This window comes from uncultured Chitinophaga sp. (assembly GCF_902168175.1).
Taxonomy (GTDB): Bacteria; Bacteroidota; Bacteroidia; order Chitinophagales; family Chitinophagaceae; genus Chitinophaga.
In genome coordinates this window covers 157,200-180,310 of sequence record NZ_CABHOU010000108.1, presented here as the reverse complement: position 1 = coordinate 180,310, position 23,111 = coordinate 157,200, and the positions used below count along the sequence as shown (strand labels likewise).

The 23,111-nt window shown below is 47.8% G+C and carries 13 protein-coding genes; 6 read left to right on the top strand and 7 right to left on the bottom strand.

Annotation, left to right across the window (positions count from 1 at the left end):
* Positions 1–20: 20 nt before the first annotated feature.
* On the bottom strand, positions 21–3,551 hold the full coding sequence (gene smc, locus QZT80_RS26520) for a chromosome segregation protein SMC (protein WP_295129393.1): 3,531 nt from the start codon (positions 3,549–3,551) through the stop codon (positions 21–23).
* A gap of 313 nt (positions 3,552–3,864) precedes the next feature.
* Here smc and QZT80_RS26515 point away from each other — a divergent pair, with 313 nt between their 5' ends.
* Positions 3,865–6,105, top strand: a complete 2,241-nt coding sequence (locus QZT80_RS26515) for an FUSC family membrane protein (RefSeq protein WP_295129391.1) — start codon at positions 3,865–3,867, stop codon at positions 6,103–6,105.
* On the opposite strand, the gene bshC is transcribed toward QZT80_RS26515, so the two are convergent.
* Positions 6,078–7,691 carry a bacillithiol biosynthesis cysteine-adding enzyme BshC gene (bshC, locus tag QZT80_RS26510; protein WP_295129389.1) on the bottom strand — a complete coding sequence of 538 codons (1,614 nt, stop codon included), beginning with the start codon at positions 7,689–7,691 and terminating at the stop codon, positions 6,078–6,080. The genes QZT80_RS26515 and bshC overlap by 28 nt on opposite strands.
* 246 nt (positions 7,692–7,937) lie before the next feature.
* Between bshC and QZT80_RS26505 the strand changes: the two genes are divergently transcribed.
* Entirely contained in the window at positions 7,938–10,226 is a 2,289-nt protein-coding gene (locus QZT80_RS26505) for a glycosyltransferase (protein WP_295129387.1), read from the top strand.
* A 12-nt stretch (positions 10,227–10,238) separates the two neighbouring features.
* A complete protein-coding gene (locus QZT80_RS26500) occupies positions 10,239–11,252 on the top strand; it encodes a glycosyltransferase family 4 protein (protein ID WP_295129385.1) in 1,014 nt (337 codons plus the stop codon).
* A gap of 100 nt (positions 11,253–11,352) precedes the next feature.
* On the opposite strand, the gene QZT80_RS26495 is transcribed toward QZT80_RS26500, so the two are convergent.
* The 4 genes from QZT80_RS26495 to QZT80_RS26480 form a co-directional block, all read right to left on the bottom strand.
* Complete coding sequence (locus tag QZT80_RS26495) at positions 11,353–12,825, bottom strand: glycoside hydrolase family 130 protein (protein WP_295129383.1); 1,473 nt, start codon at positions 12,823–12,825, stop codon at positions 11,353–11,355.
* 106 nt (positions 12,826–12,931) lie between these two features.
* On the bottom strand, positions 12,932–14,203 hold the full coding sequence (locus QZT80_RS26490) for a glucose-1-phosphate adenylyltransferase (RefSeq protein ID WP_295129381.1): 1,272 nt from the start codon (positions 14,201–14,203) through the stop codon (positions 12,932–12,934).
* Between the two features lie 3 nt (positions 14,204–14,206).
* Entirely contained in the window at positions 14,207–15,625 is a 1,419-nt protein-coding gene (locus QZT80_RS26485) for a glycogen synthase (protein ID WP_295129379.1), read from the bottom strand.
* A gap of 214 nt (positions 15,626–15,839) precedes the next feature.
* Positions 15,840–16,340 (bottom strand): hypothetical protein, encoded by a 501-nt coding sequence (locus tag QZT80_RS26480; protein ID WP_295129377.1) that lies wholly within the window; start codon positions 16,338–16,340, stop codon positions 15,840–15,842.
* Positions 16,341–16,777: 437 nt separating this feature from the next.
* Between QZT80_RS26480 and QZT80_RS26475 the strand changes: the two genes are divergently transcribed.
* The 3 genes from QZT80_RS26475 to QZT80_RS26465 all read left to right on the top strand — a co-directional run bounded on the left by QZT80_RS26475 (position 16,778) and on the right by QZT80_RS26465 (position 21,685).
* Positions 16,778–17,602 carry a hypothetical protein gene (locus QZT80_RS26475; protein ID WP_295129375.1) on the top strand — a complete coding sequence of 275 codons (825 nt, stop codon included), beginning with the start codon at positions 16,778–16,780 and terminating at the stop codon, positions 17,600–17,602.
* A gap of 181 nt (positions 17,603–17,783) precedes the next feature.
* On the top strand, positions 17,784–18,689 hold the full coding sequence (locus tag QZT80_RS26470; RefSeq protein ID WP_295129373.1) for a DUF72 domain-containing protein: 906 nt from the start codon (positions 17,784–17,786) through the stop codon (positions 18,687–18,689).
* A 62-nt stretch (positions 18,690–18,751) separates the two neighbouring features.
* Positions 18,752–21,685, top strand: coding sequence for an FAD-binding and (Fe-S)-binding domain-containing protein (locus tag QZT80_RS26465; RefSeq protein WP_295129371.1), 2,934 nt, complete (start codon positions 18,752–18,754; stop codon positions 21,683–21,685).
* Between the two features lie 107 nt (positions 21,686–21,792).
* On the opposite strand, the gene QZT80_RS26460 is transcribed toward QZT80_RS26465, so the two are convergent.
* Positions 21,793–23,001, bottom strand: a complete 1,209-nt coding sequence (locus tag QZT80_RS26460) for a DUF763 domain-containing protein (protein ID WP_295129369.1) — start codon at positions 22,999–23,001, stop codon at positions 21,793–21,795.
* Positions 23,002–23,111: the final 110 nt, after the last annotated feature.

Genomic DNA, 23,111 nt, shown 5'->3' with positions numbered 1-23,111 from the left:
GAGGAACGGTAAAAATCTGGTTAGTTCAGGCTTCTGAAATCCACCGGCACCAGCTTGCTCACCCCGGGCTCCTGCATGGTTACACCGTAAATAACGTCTACAGAGGCCATTGTTTGCTTGTTGTGCGTAACAATGATGAACTGAGAGTTATCGGAGAATTTGCGGATCATGTTCGTGAATTTACCAACGTTTGCGTCATCCAGCGGTGCGTCCACCTCATCGAGGATACAGAACGGTGCAGGTTTGATCAGGTAAATAGCGAACAATAGTGCCGTAGCGGTGAGTGTTTTTTCACCACCAGACAGCTGGGTGATGGCGGCAGGGCGTTTGCCTTTCGGTTTGGCGATGATCTCGATACCGGTATCCGCCAGGTTGGACGGGTCGTTAAGGATCATATCACACTGGTCTTCTTCAGTAAACAGTGCCTTAAATACGCGAACGAAGTTTTCTTTTACCTGGTTAAAGGTATCGAGGAACTTCTGGTTGGCAGTGGTTTCTACTTCCTGTATTGTGGCGAGGAGTGATTCTTTCGCACTTACAAGGTCGTTTTTCTGTTCGAGGATGAACTCGTAACGTTTGCGCATTTCGGTGTAGGCTTCAATGGCGGTTGGGTTGATCTCCCCCATATTTTCGAGACGTTTTTTCAAACGCTCGGCACTACCCTGCAGTTCGTCGGCAGACAGCGTGCTGCTGCGGGCCTCGTCAAGGATCTCATCCAGGTTTACTTTGAACTCCACGCTCAGGCGCTCTTTCATAGAGGCCAGTTGCAGTTTGAGTTCATTCACCTTGTCTTTGATAAGGGTGAGGGCCTGGTCCATCTGCTCACGGCTGCGTTGTTTGGCACGCAGGGCGGTTTCTCTTTCCTGGAGTCCGTTACGGAAGTTGTAGTATTCCTGGTCTTTCTCGTTCAGCTCTTTCTCTTCTTCTTCTTTCTTACGGAACAGGTCAAGCAGGCCATCTTCCGCAGTACCCAGTTTATCCTCAGCCGCCGACAGGTTAGCTACCGTGTCTTCCAGCTGGGCTTTATTGTTAGTGATCTGAATATGCAGATCGCTCAGTTGTTTACGTTTGAACTCCAGTTCCTGCGCCAGGCCGGCCACTTTGCTTTGCTGACGGGTATGCTGCAGGTTCTGGTTATTAAATTGCACGTTGGCCTGGTTAAACTGCGATTCTGCGTCCTGAGCAGCGCGATCAGCTTCTACGATGCTGTCGTGCAGAACATGTACGCGGTCGTTGAGTGTATCCAGCTCATCACGAACATCAGAAATGCTGTCCTGGTTATCCTGCAGCGATTGCTGCATTTCCGCCAGGCGTTTATCGCCGGTTTCTATCAGGTGATGAAAGTTCTCGATCCTGTTCTGGAGGCCGAACACCTGGTTGTTTAACTGGTTGATACGCTCTTTGGCAGCATTAATATTATTCTCGTTCAGCTGGCTGTTGTAACCCAGCACTTCATTATGTTTCGCCTGGATGGCATCACGAAGGTCGCCCACCGTATTTTCCAGGTCGCGGATTTCCGCTTCCAGTTTTTCCAGGTTCTTTGCACGGCCCAGTTTTTTACCTTCGAAGGCACCTACCGATCCACCGCTGAAGCTGTATTTACCACGATGCATACGGCCGCTTTTCTCAATGATCAGCACATCCTTTTCAGGCAGTTGGTCAAAATCAATAGCAGTAACATCTTCCGAGATAAATACTTTGGCGAGCAGGTAGTTACCCAGTCCCCTGTATTTTTCATCTATCTCCACCACATCAAGTGCGGAAATAGTACCTGGGGGCGTAAACAGCGCGCCCGCCTGGTGATTGAACTGATCGAGGATAAAGAAATTGGCTTTACCCTTTTTATTAGCATCCAGCAGGTGAATAGCCTGTATGGCCTCTGCTGCATTGTTTACTACGTAATAGTTGAGATACGGTTCCAACAGGTTCTCCACGCAGGTGCGGTATTCTTCTTTACAGAAAAACACATCACTGAGGATGGGTGCTTTGTTATTCCACTCGTTATTCTTTTTCAGGAACTTGATGCTCTCCGGATAACCTTCGAGACTATCCACTAGCGATTTTAACAGGTCGTATTCGTTCTTGCGGCTGTCCAGTTTACGGTTTTCGTCCACCAGTTTATCACGCAGTGCTTCAATATCGCCCTGGGTGGCCAGTATCTTGCCTTTCGTTTCTTCCTGGAAACGCACCATTTCTTCCAGTTCGTCTTTGCGGGTATCTACGGTATCCTGGAGAATTTCCTTCTCTTCTTTCAGTTGCTGGATCTGTGTTTCGCGGGCCGTCTTTTCTTCCTGTAACTGTTGAATGCTCCTTTGCAGGTTCTGTACAGATGTATCGGCCACCGCTACTTTCTTTTCCGCTTCAAATTGCTGGCGTTGCCATTGTTGCTGGTCGCGGCGCAGGTTTTCGAGGTTTTGTTTCTTTTGATGGAACTGTTCCTTCTTGCCATCCACCATTTCCTGGAGCGTTTCCAGTTCGTCCTGCATTGATTCGAACACCTCGGCTTCTTCTTCGCCCTGCCTTTGGGTAAAACTGATAGACTCTGTTAAGCCCTGCAGGTTACTTTCCGCATTGTTCAGGAAGTCGCTGAGATTCTTTTCCCTCTCGCGCAGATAAGTGAGTTGCTGCGAGGCAAGGTTCTTATCATTCTCTTTAGTACGGATGGTAGATACCAGTTCGTTGAAGGAGCGCTGCAACACCTGCAGTTCGCGTTCCTTGGCAACAAAGTGCAGTTTGTCCTCTTCCACGGACGCCTCTTCAGTGGCTATTTCCGCTTCCAGGGCCGATTTCTTGTCTATTTCCGCCTGCTGCTGGTCGGTAAGGTCCTTAAACGTTACGTTAAAGCCTTCGAGGGCAGCTTTGGCCAGTTCTATACTGATCTCTTTGTATTCCTTCTTGATTTCGTAGAAGCGTTCCGCCTTACGGGCCTGGCTTTCGAGCGTTTTTAAGTTGTTGTTGATCTCAAACAGCAGGTCCTCGATACGGTTGAGGTCACCTTCGGTGGCATCCAGTTTGGATTTAGCTTCTTTTTTACGGGTTTTGTAGATGGAGATACCAGCGGCCTGCTCCAGCATGCGGCGGCGGCTGTTCTCCTTATCCTTGATGATATCGTCTACCATGCCCAGCTCGATAATGGCGTAGGAGTCAGTGCTTACCCCGGTGTCCATAAAGAGGTTGTGGATGTCTTTAAGGCGGCAGGCCACATCGTTAAGGCGGTATTCGCTATCGCCGTTCTTATAAAATTTACGTGTAATAGTTACCGTAGTAAACTCGGTAGGAAGTACGTTTTTGGTATTTTCGAAGGTAAGGCTCACTTCCGCCATACCACTGGCGGAGCGGGTACGGGAACCGTTAAACACCAGCCCGGCCTGGTTCTCCGAACGCAGGTTGCTGATCTTATGTTCCCCTATCACCCAGCGGATAGAGTCGATGATATTACTTTTGCCGCAGCCGTTAGGCCCGATTACGCCAGTTACACCCTCATCGAAGTGTAACACCGTTTTATCGGCAAAACTTTTAAATCCTTTAATCTCTAGTGTTTTTAAGCGCACTGGTCCTTTTTTAAATAAGCCGTCAAAGATATAATTTTAAACCATATAGCCGGTAAATTTAGCCATCAGCTTGTGAACCAAGGGGTTAGCCAGGTTTGTGAGCCAGATATGGTGCAAAAGGATTCGTAATTTAATTTTCTCTCTTTAATAACCCCCGTTTATTTATACACAGTTGTTGATAAGCGTTGGCCATGGCTGCTTAATCAACTGAGCAACAGCGAAAAAATACAACGCTCCCTATAACAGGCACAGCATTTGACGCTTGCGGATAGTCAGTTAATTGTACCTTTGTAAATAAATCAATTTCATTCGTTTGCAGACAGAACGTTGGCTCAAAGAAGTAAAGGCATTTCTCTACAGTTATCATTTCAGTAATGGCCTGCGCGTTTCCCTGAGTGTGGTGGTACCTTCGGTTATTTTCGCAGCACAGGGACGGCTGGATGTGGGCATTTCCATTTCCATGGGCGCATTATGTACAGCCCTGGCCGATATACCCGGCACCATCATCCATAAACGGAATGGGCTGCTCATTAGTACGGGTTTAATTTTCATTACTGCCCTGGTAACAGGCATTGTAAGCACTAACCCCTGGCTCACTACCGGATGGGTGGCCATTTGCAGCTTTTTTTACGCCATGTTGCTGGTATATGGCAACCGCGGCGGCAATATTGGTATTGGCTGTTTACTGGTCATGGTATCGACCATTGGCGAGCAGTTTCCGATGGCGAAGGCACTGGAAGCCTCTTTCCTCGTATTATCCGGTTGTATCTGGTATTCGCTGCTGGCCTTGTTATTATGGCAAATACGGCCCTATCTCACCATTCAGCAAACCCTGGGCGATTGTATACAGGAAACGGCAGATTACCTGCGGTTAAGGGCTAATTTCTATAAAGATGACATTGATATCACCGAAAATTATAAAGCCGTACTGTCGCAGCAGGTACTGGTAAACGAACGGCAGGAGGCTGTGCGCGAATTATTACTGAAAATGCGTTCTGCGCAACAAGGCACTACGAGTATCAGTAAAAGCATGGTGCTTATCTTCCTGCATATGGTGGATATGCAGGAAGAAATTATGGCCTCCCAGATCGATTACACATCACTCCAGAAGAGCCTGAAAGGCACGCCCCTGCTCACCCAATTGCACAACACCATTTTACAGGTAACCGAGGAACTCGAATCGATCGGTATGTCAGTTGCTTCAGGACAACGGTCGCTGCCCAAAATGAACCTAAAGCTGGAAATAGGAAAACTGGAGAAGGAAATACGGGCGATCGGCGCCACCATTCCCACCCTGAAAGAACGAAGTGTAAGATTAATACCGCTGAACAACATTGTCGACAACCTGCAGCACATTGCCCAGCGTATTTACAACCTGCACCGCCTTACCAGGCTCGAAAGGGTGAAAGACGAAGAAATAGATCCGCAGCTGGAGTTGGCTAAATTCACGACACGCCAGCGTTACGATTTCGAAACATTCCGCAACAACCTGTCTTTCAACTCGCACTTATTCCGCCACGGCGTACGCACCAGCCTGGCCATTGTAACAGGCTACCTGCTTGGCCACGCGCTGGACATCAGCCGTACTTACTGGATACTACTGACCATCGTAGTGATCATGAAACCGGGCTTCAGCCTTACCAAATCGCGCAGTTATCAGCGTATGATAGGCACCATCATAGGGGCTTTGTTCGCGGTAGGCGTACTGTTTGTTACGCAAAACCCAACGGCCATATTCGTCATTATGCTTATCTGCATTATCGGCTCGTACAGCTTTATGACTTACAACTATACGGTGAGCGTGGTTTTTACAACACCATTTATCGTATTCCTGCTACATTACCTCTACCCTGCCGACTTTCAAAACATCAGCCAGCGTGTGCTGGACACGCTCATTGGCGGAGCCATTGCGTTTACCTATAATTACATCTTCTGGCCAAGCTGGGAGTACAAGTTCCTGCCCGACTATATGTTTAAAATGCTGCACACCAACCGGCAATATTTTGAGCAGATCATGAAGTTGTATACCGCACAGGATTTTTCGCTTACAGATTATAAATTATCAAGGAAAGATGTGCATGTAAGTACAGCCAACCTGATGGCGGCTTTCCAGCGAATGTTATCGGAGCCGAAAAACAAACAGAAGAACGGTTCAGAAGTGTATCATTTCGTGGTATTAAGTCATTCCCTATCATCCCACATCGCTCAGTTGGCGCACTATGCGTTGCAGCACCAGATTAAATACCAGCGGCCTGAATATGCGGGCATCGCTCAATATATTACCACCATCATCGACCAGGTAGAACATTTCATGAAAACCGGCGAACACCTGGAAGACATGCCGAAGCTGGGCGCTTTCCAGGAACTGGAATCGCACCTGGACAATGTGGTAGCGCTTCGCCAGGAACAGATTAACCAGGGACAAGGTCACACACCTGCCCGCGAGGAAATGCTGGAAATAAAACACGTACGCGACCAGCTGCACGCGATTTACTCGGTACTAAAAGACATGAAAAAAGCGGCGGTTCACGCCTCGGCTATCACGCAAAACTGATCGGTTACGGGCGTCATGGCTTCCAGTAAACGGTCGAAAAAGGCCGGGCCGAATTGTGCATAGTAAGGCAGGAAGTTCTCGCGACGCTCCTGCAAAGAATTTGAGGGGAATAAACGAGCTTTCAGCTGCCGTATTTGCTCCGTTTGCCATTCAAACTTCTTCTTCTCAGCACGCAGGAATTTATGCTCCACCTTACCGAGCGATTTCATCGCCCGTTTAAGTTCGGCATTTACAGAGGCCACCAGCGTTACGTCTATACTCTTCGCTTTCGTTTCGAGTTGTGCGAACAGTATCTCAATATCCTCATATTCCTTTTTCAGCACCAGGTTATTATTCGTGTTTTTATGCACGTAACTGTTGATCAATAGTTCTGTTTCCTGGAAAAATTCCGTGATGGAGATATTCAGTTTCTGTAGACGTTCTGAAGAAAATTTATCCACCCATAAAAAAGAATTACGCAGTAACAAAATGGGATAGGGTACGCTGTAATGCTCGAACAGGGCCTTTAACTCAATCCAGTAAGCGATTTCGCCACCACCGCCAATGAAGGCAACGTTGGGCAGTATAGTTTCCTGCAGAATACCACGTAAGATCACATTGGGACTAAAACGTTCCGGGTGCTGCTCGATTTCAGCTTTTAAACCCTGTTCGTCGAACACCAACGGAGTGTGCAACACTTTCCACAATTCCCCATCTTTCACGATACGTTCCCTGGAATTTTCCTGCAGGTAGAATAAATTTATCTCCCTGGGCGAAGCCTGCACTTTGTGATGCTGTAATATTTCCTCGGTAGTGCCCGAAACAATTTTATGAGAGGATTGTTGCCAGAGTTCTTCTTTAAGAATATGTTTAATCTGTTTCTTAAACAGCGGCGTGTCGGGAATTAGCACCACGAGGCCATAACGGCCGAAAAGCCGGTTAACGAGGTAAAGTGTCGCCTGCTGAATGGTATCGTGCTGACCGTAAGCCGTTTCAAGTATCTCTTTGACTTCTTCGCCGAAAGGCGCAAAACTCAGCTTTTTAACGATTTCTTCCGTGATTACTTCCAGCCCTTTGGTATTCATGCGACCAACGGCCCCCTGCTGGCCCGTGTTCCAGGTAAGTTTTTTATCATCAAGATAAATACTGCCCAACTCGTCGAGGTCAGCATCTTCGCTGCCCATATAGTAAACAGGTACAAAGTTCTTTTCCGGGAACTGTTGCTTTAGGTCAGCCGCCAATTTAACAGTTTGCAGAATTTTATATACGAAGTACAGGTAACCGGTGAAAATATTAGGCTGATGCGCGGTGCAAATGCTGAATGTATTGCTCTGGCCGAGCAGCCTGATATTATTTTTAACCGTCTCTTCCGGATTTAAAGCTGTATATTGTTCCTCCAGCGCCCGCACTAATAACTCTCTATCCAGCGGCTGTGTACTTTTCGCTCGTATCGCCCCCTCATAATCCGGTTTAACAGGAGAATACTGATAAAAAGGCCTGACTGATGGATGCTCCGACAGAAAATCGATAACTAACTGGCTGAAAAAACCTGTTTCCCGGTAAGGGATATGATGAACGCCCTGCTTCATAATTGCGCTTGTGGTCAAAAATTGAATGCACGAATTTAGGGAATTTGATGGTGGAACGCCCACTTTTTGGTTTAACCGTGCCAATCCGCTGTTTATCGGTTACTTTTTACTCCTGACCTACACTATTCACATCCTGGCCCCGAACGTATTATAAATAAATAAATGGCTGGCTTTTTGAATAATTCACTTTCATCTGAGAAGCGAGAGCCTGCCCCCTTTTGAAAACTTTTTTCTGGCACAACTAGTAAAAAAAACCTTAATTATATGAAGATAGCGTACATAGCCTCGTATCCGCCAAGAGAATGCGGGATTGCCACATTTACCAGGCACCTGGTGCAGTCCATGACAAACAGTCCTAAAGAGGAAGGTAAGAAACAGGAAGTATCTGTTATTGCGATCAACGACAGCGAACAGGTTTACGATTATCCTAAAGAGGTAGAACATGTAATACGCCAGCATCAGCTGGAAGACTATCATGAAGCGGCCCGTTTCATTAACCAGAGCGGCGCGGATATCTGCATTGTTCAACATGAATTCGGCATTTTTGGCGGCGACAACGGCGTTTACCTGCTGCCGTTGCTGCATGCGCTTGAAATTCCCTTCATCGTTACCTTCCACACTGTTCTGAAAGAACCTTCATTCATACAAAAATCCATTATACGCGAGATCGCACAGCGTGCATCTAAGATAGTGGTGATGAGCCAATTGGCCATCGACTTCCTCAGTAATATCTACGGCGTATCGTCCGACAAAATATCATTGATCGAACATGGGGTACCCGACTTCTCCGAACTGACCAATCCGCAGCAATACCTTGTTTCCAATACGTGGAAGCGCAAACTGGTATTCACCTTTGGGTTATTGAGCCGTAATAAGGGCATAGAAACCGTGATACAGGCCATGCCCAAAGTGATTGCCAAACACCCCGAAGTGTTGTACGTTGTGGCGGGTACTACCCACCCTGCGGTAGTAAGGCATGCGGGTGAGGAATACAGGGAGAGCCTGGAAAAGATGGTAGAAGACCTTCAATTGGAAAATCATGTGATATTTCTAAACCACTTTTTATCAGAGCAGGAATTATTTGCGTACCTCACGCAGTGCGACATCTACGTTACGCCGTACTTAAACGAGGCGCAAATCACCAGTGGCACCCTTACTTATGCGCTGGGCGCAGGTTCTGCTGTACTTTCTACTCCATATTGGTATGCAAAGGAATTACTGGCAGATGGGCGTGGAAAATTATTCGACTTCAAGAACAGTAACGAACTGGCAAATACCATGAACAGTTTGCTGGACAACCCTGCCGAACTGAAACAATTGAAGTTCACAGCGGCCGCTTACGGCAGGCAGCTGCAATGGTCGCAGATGGGCGCCCGTTACCGCCAGATGGCGCGTAAAATATTGGCCACTCCCCGCCCTACCGTTGTAAACACTAAACCTGTACCCGACGTATCGAACTTAACACCATTAAACCTTTCGCATGTACGCCGCCTTACCGATAACACCGGTATTGTACAACACGCGAAATTCGGTATTCCTAATCTGAAAGAGGGCTATTGCCTCGATGATAACTCAAGGGCATTGATGATGATGCTGATGGCGCAACAGTACCGCCGTCCTAAAGAATCAATGGACCTCATCACCACCTACCTGAGCTTCATACAATATATGCAACGGGAGGACGGGAACTTCCGCAACTTCCTGAGCTTTAGCAGGCAATACTTAGACGAAATAGGTTCCGAAGATAGCTTTGGACGTACAGTGTGGGCTCTGGGGTACCTGGTTCGTTACGCGCCTAACAACTCCTACCGCGAATTTGCACAGGAATTGTTCCAGCGCAGCACCCAGCACTTTGCCACACTTGAACATATGCGTGGTCGCGCCAATGCAGCCATCGGCGTTAGCCATTACCTGGCTTACCACCCTACCGACGAAGGCATGTTCAAACTGTTAAACGTACTAATAGAGCCGCTGCTGGCAGGTTTTGAACAGAACAGCACCAAAGACTGGCAGTGGTTCGAATACAATATGAGTTACGATAATGGTATACTTCCGCTGGCATTATTACATGCCTACGAAGTTACCGGTGATGAAAGAACATACGACGTAGCAATGAAAACACTTGCCTTCCTGGAAGAAATTACTATGTGTGACGGGCACCTTACACCAGTTGGAAACGATGGCTGGCACCAGCCTGGCAAATGCAGTCCGAAGTACGACCAGCAGGCGATAGAAACCATGGCAATGGTACTATTGTACCAACAGGCTTACGAGGTAAGCAAAGAGCGTCATCATCTTGAAAAAATGTATACCGCTTACCGCTGGTTCCTAGGCGACAACTCACTGCGTGTGCCCCTGTACGATAGTGAAACGCATGGTTGCTGCGATGGCCTTCAGCAAGGCAGCATAAATCGCAACCAGGGCGCGGAAAGTACGCTGGCATACCTTATCTCCCATCTGGCTGTATTAAAAGAAGCAGATGTAATAAGACAGGAGAAGCCGGTGCAAACCACGCTTATTTCTACCAGCGTGTTAAGCAGTAAAATCAGTTAAGCGAAATAATAGATGAAAATAGCCATACTTGCGCCGGTAGCCTGGCGCACCCCTCCGCAACATTACGGACCCTGGGAACAGGTAGCCTCCAATGTTGCGGAAGGGCTGGTGGCAAGAGGGTTTGAAGTAAGCCTCTTCGCCACCGGTGATTCCCAGACTAACGGAACATTACGTTCCATTTGCCCGAAAGGTTATGAAGAAGATCGAAGCCAGGACGCGAAAGTGCTGGAGTGTATGCATATCAGTTACTTTATGCAGCATGCCCGCGAGTTCGACATTCTTCACAACCATTTCGACTTTCTGCCCCTCACCTATACTCCCTTTATTAAAACACCCATGGTAACCACGATACATGGCTTTTCCTCAGAAAAGATAATCCCTGTTTACCAGCGTTTTAACAACAGCAATCACTACGTATCTATCAGTAATAGTGATCGCCACCCGTCGCTGCATTATGCAGCAACGGTGTATAATGGGCTCGACACCTCCCAGTTCAGTTTTACTTCGCAGCCAGACGGTGATTACCTGCTTTATTTCGGTCGCATCCATCCGCATAAAGGCACAGCCGATGCGATCCGGATAGCGAAAGCAAGCGGGCACCAGATCATAATAGCTGGCATTGTGCAGGATGAGGCTTATTTCCGCGAGCAGGTAGAGCCGTTCATTGATGACGGGCAGGTGCAATACGTTGGTCCTGCAGGACCGGAGGTACGCAATAAACTACTGGGTAATGCGAAAGCCCTACTGCACCCTATCCACTTCGACGAACCATTTGGACTTAGCGTGGCGGAAGCCATGATGTGCGGTACGCCTGTAATTGCTTACAAGCGTGGTTCAATGGAAGAACTAATTATAGATGGCAGCACGGGTTACCTCGTTAACTCCGAACAGGAAGCGGTTGAAAAAGTAGCCATGCTCAGCAACCTACCGCGCAGCAACTGCCGGGAGCATGCCGTGCAGAAGTTTAGTCGCGAGAAAATGGTGGAAGACTATATCACTGTTTATGAGCAGATGTTGAGCCATTAATATACATTGACTGAAAGAAACAATAGCCGGCTGAGTAAGTTCAGCCGGCTATTGTTTTATCATGAAATCGTTTTTAGTCAGACAAAAATGCTATCTATCACTATCCAAGGCCATCCTCTTTAATCTTATTCAGCAATTTACTTAGGGGAACATTAGCAAAACCCGAAGCATAGTCGGACAGGCCGTACGGGATGATAAGCACATCGTTGTTCACCATAGAACCGCATGAATACAGCACATTGGGCACATACCCTTCCCTTTCATCTTTATTAGGTAATATCAGCGGCTGCCGCAGGCGACCAATTTCTTTCTGCGGATTATCGAGGTCGAACAGGCTGGCGCCAATGCAGTATGTGCGCATTGGACCAACACCGTGAGTGATCAGCAACCACCCCTCCTCCGTTTCGATGGGCGAACCGCAGTTGCCTATCTGCACAAATTCCCACGGGTAACGGGGCGTTTGCAATATCTGCGGCTTTTCCCAGATATTGATCTTATCGGAGTACATGATATAGTTGTTAATTCCGTCTATGCGCGACAACATAGCATATTTGCCGTTTATCTTTCTCGGGAACAGCGCCAGGTTCTTATTCGCAGCGCCCTCACCATAAAGGGGCATAATGTTGAAATGATAGAAATCACGTGTTTCCAGCAGTTTTGGCTGAATGGTGATACCATCGAAAGCTGTGTACGTAGCATAAAAGCGTACCTCTCCTTTTTCATTCGTATACCTTACGAAACGTGCGTCTTCAATACCACGGCTTTCAGCGTCTGAATAAGGAAAAATTACACGGTCCGAAATATCTGTATCAAGCGAAAAATTGATCTCATAGTAGGAATCCGCCAGCCACAACAGGCGTTCGAGGCCTTTCTTCAGCAAATGATCAATCTGGTAGCGCTGCTGCATTTCACGGATCACTTGCTTGAGGGCAACGTACTCGAAGTTATCGGGCAATTTGTCCTGCACTTCCTTCATTACTGCATCGGGCAGTTTGATCGAAACAGCGTTCTGGAAAAAAATGCTTTTCTGGTAGATGGAGTTGCGTATAATATCCGGTTCATCCACATAACTACCCGAAGGAACAAAGGAAACAATATTGTTTTTATCGATCAGACCGCGCCGGAATACGATGGACGACACGTGCCCTTCCCCTACGGCACGAAAGCTGATGATCACCCGCTTTTCCCCTTCTTCCAGCCCGCTCTGGTCAACATCTTCCACGATGGAAGGATTGAAAAAAGCGGCAGATTCTATGGAGTATTCATTGGTGAAGTAAGATCCGATGAGCAGCCGGCGTTTGTACGACAGGCTGCTCATATCGATCTTCATTGAAGTAAAGAGGTTCTTAAGTTTATCGCAATGTCGTTCGAAGATGCGTGTAATATTACGGTGCCGTTTCGAGAACTCCCTCAGGATGGGCGTTATGATAATGTCTGCTTCCGCATCTGTCATATCTAACACCTGCTGAATAATTCCTTTAGCCCTTGGTTCGCCGTTATAGAAGAAACGTGCAACTACACGTTTCATGTCAGGGTAAATCTTGGTACTCTGGCGCTCTATGGAGAGTCTCATAAGCTACTGTTTTAAAATCCTTCAACTTTTAAACCAATCTGGTCACCTTATTCCGGTTTGGATTTTATAAACCATTACTATTGGTGATGCATTCGGTTGGGATTGCCTAAATAGTGAACCCATCCGGCAATACCGACCCTTTCTTCACAACTACAATGCCATCTTTCACAGTGTATTTTTCAAACTCCCCGTCTGTCATATGGTCGCCACCATTGATGCGTACGTTGTTGCCGATGCAGGCGTTTTTATCGATAATCGCGTTATTGATCTCACAATTTTCCCCGATACCGATCGGCGGTACGCCCTTCTCCTTAAAGGCCGCAATTTCCTCCAGCGTCTGGAAAAAGTCGTTACCCATAATATACGTATTGGTTACGATAGTCCCTTTACCAATACGAGAGCGGATACCAAGCACACAGCGCTCGAGTTTGGTGGCCTGCACAATGCAACCATCGGAAATGAGCGTACGTTCCATGCTGGCTACCGATACCTTGGCCGGTGGCAGCATACGGGCGCGGGAGAAGATGGTTTGCGTTTCATCAAACAGGTTGAATTGTGGAATTTCGTCCGTAAGGCCCAGGTTAGCTTCGAAGAACGATCCGATGTTACCGATATCAGTCCAGTAGCCGGTGTATTGGAAACTAAGTACTTTATGGTGGTTGATGGAATAAGGAAGTATTTCCTTACCGAAGTCTGCCGCACCGGCCTGGTCCTGCAACAGCAGATCGAACAGCAGTTTACGGTTGAAAATATAAATCCCCATCGAGGCCAGGTATTTGCGACCTAGTGCATCCATTTCGTCGCTTACCGGCGAAGTCCAATCTTCGAGGCCCGTTTTAGGCTTTTCGATGAACGAAGTAATGAATCCCTTGTCGTCTGTTTTAAGAATACCGAAGTCCGTAGCATCTTTGGCATTAACAGGGATGGTAGCGATAGAGATATCAGCCCCCTGTGCAATGTGATGGTCTATCATCTCGCAGAAGTCCATCTGGTAAAGCTGGTCGCCCGAAAGGATGAGTACATACTCAAAATCGAAGTTTTCCAGGTGGTGCAGGCTTTGGCGCACCGCATCAGCCGTTCCCTGATACCAGGTAGGATTATCCGGGGTTTGTTCCGCCGCCAGAATATCTACGAAGGCTTTACTGAAGTTGGAGAAGTAGTAAGTGTTTTTGATGTGTTTGTTCAGTGACGCCGAGTTGAACTGCGTAAGCACAAATATGCGGTGCAGGTCTGCGTTGAGACAGTTGGAAATAGGAATATCCACCAAACGGTATTTGCCTCCAACCGGTACTGCCGGTTTCGAGCGTTTGCGGGTGAGGGGATACAAACGTGTTCCGGCTCCACCGCCGAGAATAACTGAAATAACCTGGTTCGACATACTTTAACTTTTAAGACTGGTGTAGAGATCTATGTATTCCTGCGCGGACTTGTTCCAGGAGTGATCGAGTTTGAGTATCGTTTTTCTGATCCTGTTAAACGTGGTCCTGTTTTCAAATAATTCTAATGCTCTTCTTACCGCATGGCAAGTATCCCATATCGAGGCATGTACAAATCGGATACCGAAACCACCCTTATCACCATAATCGATTACGGTATCTTTGAGCCCACCTGTAACACGCACCATCGGGATGGTGCCGTATCGGAGGGCATACATCTGGTTCAGCCCACAGGGTTCTACCCTCGAAGGCATCAGCAGGAAGTCAGCCCCGGCGTACAACTGGTGCGCCAGCGCTTCATTGTAGCCAATGTAGAGCGCCAGTCCGGAGGGGGCGAAATTCCGCGTCTGTTCCAATCTCCATTCAATATGCTTATCGCCGCTGCCCAGTACCAGGAAACTCACTTTGTTCCCCGTTTCGTGGAGAGAACGGCCGATGATTTCTGGCAGCAGATCGGCGCCTTTATCATCAACAAGCCTGCCAATAAAAATGATTAGCGGCAGTGCGGGGTCCAGGTTAAACTTTTCGCATAAACGCAGTTTCGTTTCCTTTTTGCCTTTTTCAACCGTGGTAGCCGTGTAGTTAACGTCCAGCATCGGGTCTGAGGAAGGGTCCCAAACCTTTGTATCAATTCCGTTTAGTATACCCGAGGTTTTGCCCACCTCATAGTTAAGCAGTGCTTCCAGCCCGTTGGCATTAGACAGCAGTTCCTGCATATAACTGGGCGATACGGTGGTTACTCTCCAGGCGCATTTGATAGCAGCGGCCAATGGATTGATAGCCCCGTTCCAGTCCAGCATACCCACTTTCCACAAGTCGAATGAGGGCAGCAGGTACAATTTATCCCATCCAAACTGCCCCTGGTATTGCGCATTATGAATAGTAAGCACGGTAGGCGTAGTGGCCAGCCGGGAGTATTTGTATCCATATTTCAGCAAAAAGGGGATCATGCCCGTATGATGATCATGGCAATGCATCACGTCGGGCTGGTGTTGCCATTCGTTCACCCAATCGCAAACGGCCACCTGGAAGCCCAGGAAACGTTCTGTATCGTTGTAATGACCGTAAACCCCTTCTTTGTCAAGCAGCCCGGGTATGTCTACCAGGTACAGGTCGAACCCCAGTACATTCTCCGTTTCCTTAAGAACATTGAAGTGGTACCAGTCGTGACCCAGCCACATGCCTGCCTGGTGAACAAGTTCAAAGGAGTTTTCGCTAAGGAATTTGTTCCTGTAAGCCGGCATCACCACCTTGGCCACATGACCTTCATCATGTTGATATTTGGGCAACGCCCCTACGACATCGGCTAGTCCGCCGACTTTTGCTACCGGGTAACATTCCGCGCTAACGTGTAATATTTCCATGCCTATGATTGAGAATGATATAAGTTAAAGAGGAAAATCCATAAAACAAAGGGCTTGCCAAAAAGCCCTTACTTATTTAAGAGCAATTTAAGTCGTTAAAGCCCAGTTACCAAACCAGAATGTGTAATAGACTTACTAAAAGCGAAAGAATACAAACGCACAGGGGCTGCCCCGTTAGCGAAGCAGCCCCTGTTTGATATGATAAATAAAGACGTTAAGGAACGTATGATACCGAATTAATGGTAAATGTGCTGGTGATGTTAGGATTTACAATAACCCCGTTGATGCTTGTCCACAGCGTAAAATTGAACTGGAACAGGTTATTGTTAGCAGAATCTTTCACCCAGCAATCGCCTGTTTCCGTAGCGTAGTATTGGGAAATATAACTGGTGCCGTAAGGGTAAAATGCCGTAGTTGAACCAGTATAATAGAATGTGCGTGGTGATATCGAGATCGTCGATATACCTCCATAAGTTCCATAATTCACCACCGTTACGGCCGCAGTATAGCTACCGGTAATAGTACCGCCAACGATGGGTACTGTGTTGGAAGATGTAAAGCTTTTGTAGTAAGTAGTGTAGGTAGCACCTCCAAATGTGTGCTGTACCTGGTTAAGCTGAGGAATCAATTCGAAAATGGTGCGGTTTCCGGCCTTTGCGGAAACGGACAGGGTAGCGCACAGGAATACGATGAGCAATCTTGATACAATTCTCATGGGTTTGAATTTTTTAAATGTTTAAAATAAGATAGCGGCGCGCCTTTACATGGGGCCGGGCACGGGTTACAACAGCTACAGAAAGAATGAGCTCATTCAATTATCTAAATGTAGTTCAGTAAAGCAACTATATGTTTGCAAGAATTACCAAGGGCTGGACATATTTTACCCGAACACAGGATTACATTTCGCTAACAGGCATGGTTAGGAATGCAGGCAATAGTGATATTATTATCGCCAACCAGATGCGGAATAAAGATATCATTGAGTGCCTGGGTTATGAACGAGCCCTTAAGGCGCAAGTATCAGAATTTAAATTTTTCGTAATGTAACATTCCTTCCTCCCCCTCGTTTCATATATATAAACACCCCAGCCCCGACACTGGTAAACGGCCTTCTTTCGACCATGCAGCGCTAACATTTTAAACCTATTTAACATGAAACATGGTTATTTAAAAGCTGCATGCCTGCTGGTACTAACAATCACATCCTGCAAAAAGGAAGAAGGACAAACACCATCAAAGCCCCATCCCGTACAAACTGCCCCGCAGTTCCTCTTAAAAAAGATCGAATACAAATCTGGCATTAATGGGTGGCTAACCTATAATACAGACAGTTCAATCAAAACAATTATTTACGAGAACGGCAGTGCCGGCCAGGAAACCTTTTTCGATTACCAGGATAAAAAGCTGGTGAAGACGGGTTATGTAGGCTCCCTGCACACCACACTCTACACGTACGACAATAATAACCGGGTAATTAAAATGCACATCAAACAGGTCGAAACCATACCTGGCACTTCGTACTCCCTGGAATATACCTATAACAGCAAGGGCCAGGTAGCGGAACAAAAGTTCTATGTAATTAATGAAGCCGGTACTAAACACAGGGGCACCTCCACGTATCAGTACAATGCCCAGAACCTCATTACCCGTGTCGTAACGCTGGATGGCCAGCATAAATACACCTGGGACATTGAAGCCTACTCCGATGAATATAGCGTTAGCCCATGGGTATTTGTGAATACTTACCTCTCCGAGTTTTACGCTATTTACAACTACCCGGTTATCAGCAGCATGAATAGGTTGCCTGCTAAACTTCGCAGAACAGCGCAGTTAAACGGAGGCACGCCCAAAGTCGACAGGATAGACCAGCAGAAATATGAAATTACAGGAAAGAAGATCAATAAACTGATAGCTATAGTCGATTTCCCCGGACATCCGGAGCTCCACGCTACAGATACTGCCTTCTTTAAATACTAGTATTTTATACCGCACCGCCCCTGTCTGCGCCCTGTTGACAGTAGCGGTGCGGTAGTGTTAGTGCTCATACCCGGATGCCTGCTGTCGATACCCGGCAGCCAACTGGCAGCTGCCGGATGCCTTGCCCCGATGACGTATTATCAACCTCAATCCCTAAATTGCAGTCATAAAACACCGCATTATGGATTTTGGACGCGTAGACGAAACCCTGCTCGATGAAATTGACTTCAAACTGTCTGCAGAACCGCTGTTTAACAAACAGGTACTGAAAGGCAAACCCGTAAAGAAGCCGGAAATCTACCTTGGCTGTGCTAAATGGGGCCGTAAGGAATGGATAGGGAAAATCTATCCCAAAGGCACCAAGGAAAAAGACTTCCTGGAACAGTACGTACACCATTATAATAGTATAGAACTTAACGCCACACATTATAAAATCTACTCCCCCGCCGATATCCGGAAATGGGGAGAAAAGGCAAAGGGTAAGAACTTTAAGTTTTGCCCGAAAGTGCCGCAGTCGATCAGCCACTATAGCACCCTGGTGAACGCCGATGTACAAACCACTGCATTCCTGGAGGGAGTAATGGCACTGGAAGACCAGCTGGGACCGATTTTTCTGCAGGTAAGCGATAAATACAGCCCCAACCGTAAAGACAACCTTTTTAAATACCTCGACTCCCTGCCCAAAGACCTCAGTTTTTACCTGGAAGTAAGGCATCCCGAATGGTTTGCTGATGCTGCGATAAGCAAAGAACTCTTCGGTACGCTGCGCGAACTCAACGTGGGCGCAGTAATTACCGATACGGCCGGCCGCCGCGATGTTTGTCATATGCACCTGCCCACCAGCGGAGCATTTATCCGATACGTAGGTAACAGTTTACACCCGACAGACTATACCCGTATCGACGACTGGATTAACCGCATTAAATTCTGGCTGGACCATGGGCTAAAAGAACTTTATTTCTTTATGCACATGCACGACGAGGCCTTTTCGCCTGAGCTGACCGTTTATATGGTGGACAAACTGAACGCAGCCTGCGGCCTGAAGCTGCAAAAGCCCGCATTTGTGAACGGTAATACCTTATTTTAGTAATCGTTTCACATTTCGGGATTAACATTATAATTTCGCCTTCTCACAATTGTACGGACGACATGATGAAGCGTGAAAAACTGCAGGAACTGGCCAGCCAACTGGACGGGACCTTTTACGATGACCTTACTACAAGGACGCTCTATGCCACGGATGCTTCCGCCTATCGCGAAATGCCCCTGGCCGTGGCCATCCCCGAAAATACTAGCGACATTAAAAAGCTGATCGCCTTTGCGCGCCGCGAAAAGACATCCCTGATTCCCCGTACCGCTGGCACCTCGCTGGCCGGACAGGTAGTGGGTAACGGCATTATCGTGGATGTGTCCAAGAAATTCACTAAAATACTGGAACTCAATAAAGAAGAACATTGGGTACGCGTGCAGCCCGGCGTAATCCGCGATGAGCTGAACATGTTCCTGAAACCTCATGGTCTTTATTTCGGCCCGGAAACTTCCACCGCCAACCGGGCCATGATCGGCGGCATGGTGGGCAATAACTCCTGTGGCTCCAATTCTGTTGTATACGGCAGCACACGCGAACACCTGCTGGAAGTAAAAGCCCTTTTGAGTGATGGCTCTGAAGCGCACTTCAAAAGCATGAACATCGATGAGTTCCACGCGAAGTGTGAAGCGAACGATAACTCCATGGAAACCACGGTGTATAAACAAATCCGCGGATTATTAAGTAATACTTCTAACCAGGACGAGATCCGCCGCGAATTTCCCCGTAAGAGCATCCTTCGCAGAAATACCGGTTATGCGGTAGATATGCTGCTGGAAACAGCTCCGTTTACACTGGGTGCCGAGGACTTCAACTTTTGCAAACTGATTGCCGGCTCCGAAGGTACCCTGGCTTTCCTTACTGAAATAAAACTGAACGTATCGCCCATCCCCCCTAAAGAAGCGGGCCTGATGTGCGTACATTTTAATACGATCGACGAATCGCTGCGGGCAAATATTATCGCGATGCGCTTTAAACCCAGCGCCAGTGAACTGATTGACCACTTCATCCTGGAGTGTACCAAGGATAATATTGAACAACGTAAGAACCGCTTTTTCGTAAAAGGTGACCCAGGCGCCATACTGGTGGTGGAGTTTTGCCGCAATACCCGCGAAGAAATTGAAGCCATTGCCTCGCAAATGCAACAGGCGATGGAAGCGGCAGGACTGGGTTATCACTTCCCCCTCCTGTTCGGCGAGGATACCAAGAAGATATGGACGTTGCGTAAAGCCGGCCTTGGCCTGTTAAGTAACCTGCCCGGCGATGAAAAGGCCGTTCCGGTAATTGAGGATACTGCGGTAGATGTGGAAGACCTGCCAGCGTATATTGCTGAGTTTAATGAGATCCTCAAAAAATATGGCCTTTACTCTGTTCACTATGCCCATGCAGGTAGCGGTGAAATACACCTGAGGCCTATCATCAACCTGAAAACTGCCGAAGGCAATATGTTGTTCAGGAAGATTGCGGAGGAAATTGCCACCCTCGTGAAGAAATTCCAGGGCTCCCTGAGCGGCGAACATGGCGATGGCCGCCTGCGCGGCGAGTTTATCCGCCAGATGGTGGGCGAAAAGAACTACCAGCTGATGCGGACCCTGAAATATACATGGGACCCGGAAAACATCTTTAACCCGCATAAAATCGTGGACACCCCGTCTATGAACAGTATGCTGCGTTACGAGCCCGACAAACCCGCACCAAACCTTAAAACCATCTTTCACTTTCCCGACCAGACGCTTTTACAGCACGCCGAACAATGTAACGGGTCTGGCGACTGCCGTAAAACGCAGCTGAGCGGCGGTACCATGTGCCCCAGCTACATGGCCACACGCGATGAGAAGGATACCACACGCGCCCGGGCGAACATCCTCCGCGAGTTCCTCACGAATTCCACCAAAGAAAACAAGTTTGATCATAAAGAAATTTACGAAGTACTCGACCTCTGCCTTGCCTGCAAAGGCTGTAAATCAGAGTGCCCGTCTAACGTAGATATGGCCAAACTGAAAATGGAGTTCCTCCAGCATTATTATGATGCCAACGGCGTGCCCTTCCGCAACCGCCTGATCGGCAATTACGCGATGATGAACAACCTGGCGGCTATTGCACCAGGCGTGTACAACTGGATGGTGAACACCAAAGTTACCAGCGGCCTTATTAAACGTATTGCCGGCTTTGCGGCCAACCGCTCTATGCCTACGTTACAGGATACAACCTGGAGGAAATGGTTTGATAAAAACAAACCCACACTCGGCCAGCACGGCGGCGGGAAAAAGACGGTTTATATTTTCTGCGACGAGTTCACGAACTTCAACGATACGCACATTGGTATAAAAGCAGTGGAGCTTCTCCGGAAACTTGGGTACACCGTAGTGATGACCGAACACCCCGAAAGCGCCCGCGCTTATATGTCTAAAGGTATGCTGCGCAAAGCCCGCACCATTGCAGAGAAAAATGTGCGGTTGTTTAAAGATATCATCACCAACGATATACCGTTACTAGGTGTAGAACCGTCCGCCATTCTGAGCTTCCGCGACGAATACCCTGACCTGGTAAGCGCAGAATTACGTGAAACGGCGAAACTACTGGCACGTAACGTATACATGGTTGACGAATTCCTTTCTATAGAGGCAGAACAGGGACATATACATAAAGATATGTTCTCCCGCGAGCCACGTAAGGTAAAACTCCACGGCCATTGCCAGCAAAAGTCCCTCTCGTCGGTTTTGCACAGTAAAAAAATACTCTCCCTGCCTGAAAACTACAGCGTAGAGGTCATCCCTTCCGGCTGCTGTGGCATGGCAGGCTCCTTCGGGTACGAGAAAGAACACTATGACCTTTCTATGCAGATAGGTGAAATGGTGTTGTTCCCTGCTGTACGTAATGCCAGTGAAGATACACTGATTGCCGCGCCGGGCACCAGTTGCAGGCACCAGATAAAAGATGGAACGGGCAAACATGCTTTGCACCCGGTAGAGATTTTATTTGATGCATTGGCTTAAGTTTCATAACATCATCATACAAAATCCCTGTTCGTTTTAATGGACAGGGATTTTTTTATCCCGCACAGCAGCAACCACCCGGTAAGATAAGAACACCATCATTCATTCTAAAACAACTTCAACTGCACATCCTCCTTCACCGGAGCCTTCGCTTTTCCCATAACCGTACGCCCGCCGTACAGGTAAGATGTATCACGCTCGTGCTGTACCCATTCATCGAACTGGTTATTAGGTTCGAAATCTTTCTCCAGTGAGGCTGCGAAATCAGATAATTTACGAATAGCATCGTGTTTGTCCTGCTGGCCGATTTTGGCTTTGTAGACAGCGCCTTTAAGGATACCGATAGTTTCGTCGTATACGTTAACAGGTACGGGAAAAGGATGACCGTCTTTACCACCATGCGCAAATGAAAAGCGGGCAGGGTCTGTAAAACGGGATGGGGTACCATGAATTACCTCGCTCACCAGCGTTAAAGATTGCAGGGTGCGCGGTCCTACCCCTTCGAGCAGCAGCAGGCTTTCAAAATCTTCAGGCGGCCGCTCGTAAGCCAACGCTAGTACAGCGCCCAGGCGTTTCAGTTGCACGTCCTTCGCCCTTACTTCGTGGTGATCAGGCATTACCAGCTCCCGGTATACCGGTAATATCTGTGAAGGATCGCGCTGCACCATGTTTACGATACTGTTACGCGTTACATCCGCCTGCTGATGTACCAGGTTCATGATCATCCCCTGGTTCGGGCCGTAGATGCCTGCATGCGGCGCATCTACAAAAGACCTGACCATCGGCGCATGCCAGTGATAACGCCGGGCCATACGGGATTGCTCGTTCATGCCCTGCTGCACCACCGCCCACTCCCCTTCGTCTGTTACAATAAAGTTATGGAGATACAACTGGAAACCATCCTGGATAGCTGTATTATCTACTTTGGCCGCCAACCGGCTATGATGCACCATGGCCTTACCGTCTATGCCATTTCTGTCGCCAAGCCGAAGCAGTTCCTCCGGTGTTTTACGCGAATGCGTTCCGCGGCCGCCACATACATAAATGCCCAGCGCCCCGGACATTGGGTTAATCGCCCTTTTGAGCGCGCCCATTACCGAGGTGGTGATCCCGGAAGAATGCCAATCCATTCCCATTACACAACCTAACGCCTGAAACCAGCAGGGATCACTAAGGCGCTGCAGTACGGCGGACTTTCCGTAATCCATCACGATCGCCTCTACAATAGCCCCGCCCAACGCGGTCATTCGTTCGGCCAGCCATTTTGGGACGTGGCCATAATGTAAAGGAAGGTCTGCATGTCCGGATCTATTCATACTAACAAATTTAGCATTTTTGCTAATTTATTTGTCAACAAATTTTTATCCTTAACAAAAAGCCGCTTCCTGTGTTGTAAGAAATATCCTTTAAAACAACCGGACAAACG

Bases quoted from the DNA above. Each gene is read 5' to 3' on its own strand.
- QZT80_RS26460 (WP_295129369.1), bottom strand. From the start codon at position 23,001: ATGAATAGATCCGGACATGCAGACCTTCCTTTACATTATGGCCACGTC.
- QZT80_RS26500 (WP_295129385.1), top strand. From the start codon at position 10,239: ATGAAAATAGCCATACTTGCGCCGGTAGCCTGGCGCACCCCTCCGCAA.
- QZT80_RS26480 (WP_295129377.1), bottom strand. From the start codon at position 16,340: ATGAGAATTGTATCAAGATTGCTCATCGTATTCCTGTGCGCTACCCTG.
- QZT80_RS26490 (WP_295129381.1), bottom strand. From the start codon at position 14,203: ATGTCGAACCAGGTTATTTCAGTTATTCTCGGCGGTGGAGCCGGAACA.
- QZT80_RS26485 (WP_295129379.1), bottom strand. From the start codon at position 15,625: ATGGAAATATTACACGTTAGCGCGGAATGTTACCCGGTAGCAAAAGTC.
- QZT80_RS26505 (WP_295129387.1), top strand. From the start codon at position 7,938: ATGAAGATAGCGTACATAGCCTCGTATCCGCCAAGAGAATGCGGGATT.
- QZT80_RS26465 (WP_295129371.1), top strand. From the start codon at position 18,752: ATGATGAAGCGTGAAAAACTGCAGGAACTGGCCAGCCAACTGGACGGG.
- QZT80_RS26475 (WP_295129375.1), top strand. From the start codon at position 16,778: ATGAAACATGGTTATTTAAAAGCTGCATGCCTGCTGGTACTAACAATC.
- QZT80_RS26495 (WP_295129383.1), bottom strand. From the start codon at position 12,825: ATGAGACTCTCCATAGAGCGCCAGAGTACCAAGATTTACCCTGACATG.
- QZT80_RS26470 (WP_295129373.1), top strand. From the start codon at position 17,784: ATGGATTTTGGACGCGTAGACGAAACCCTGCTCGATGAAATTGACTTC.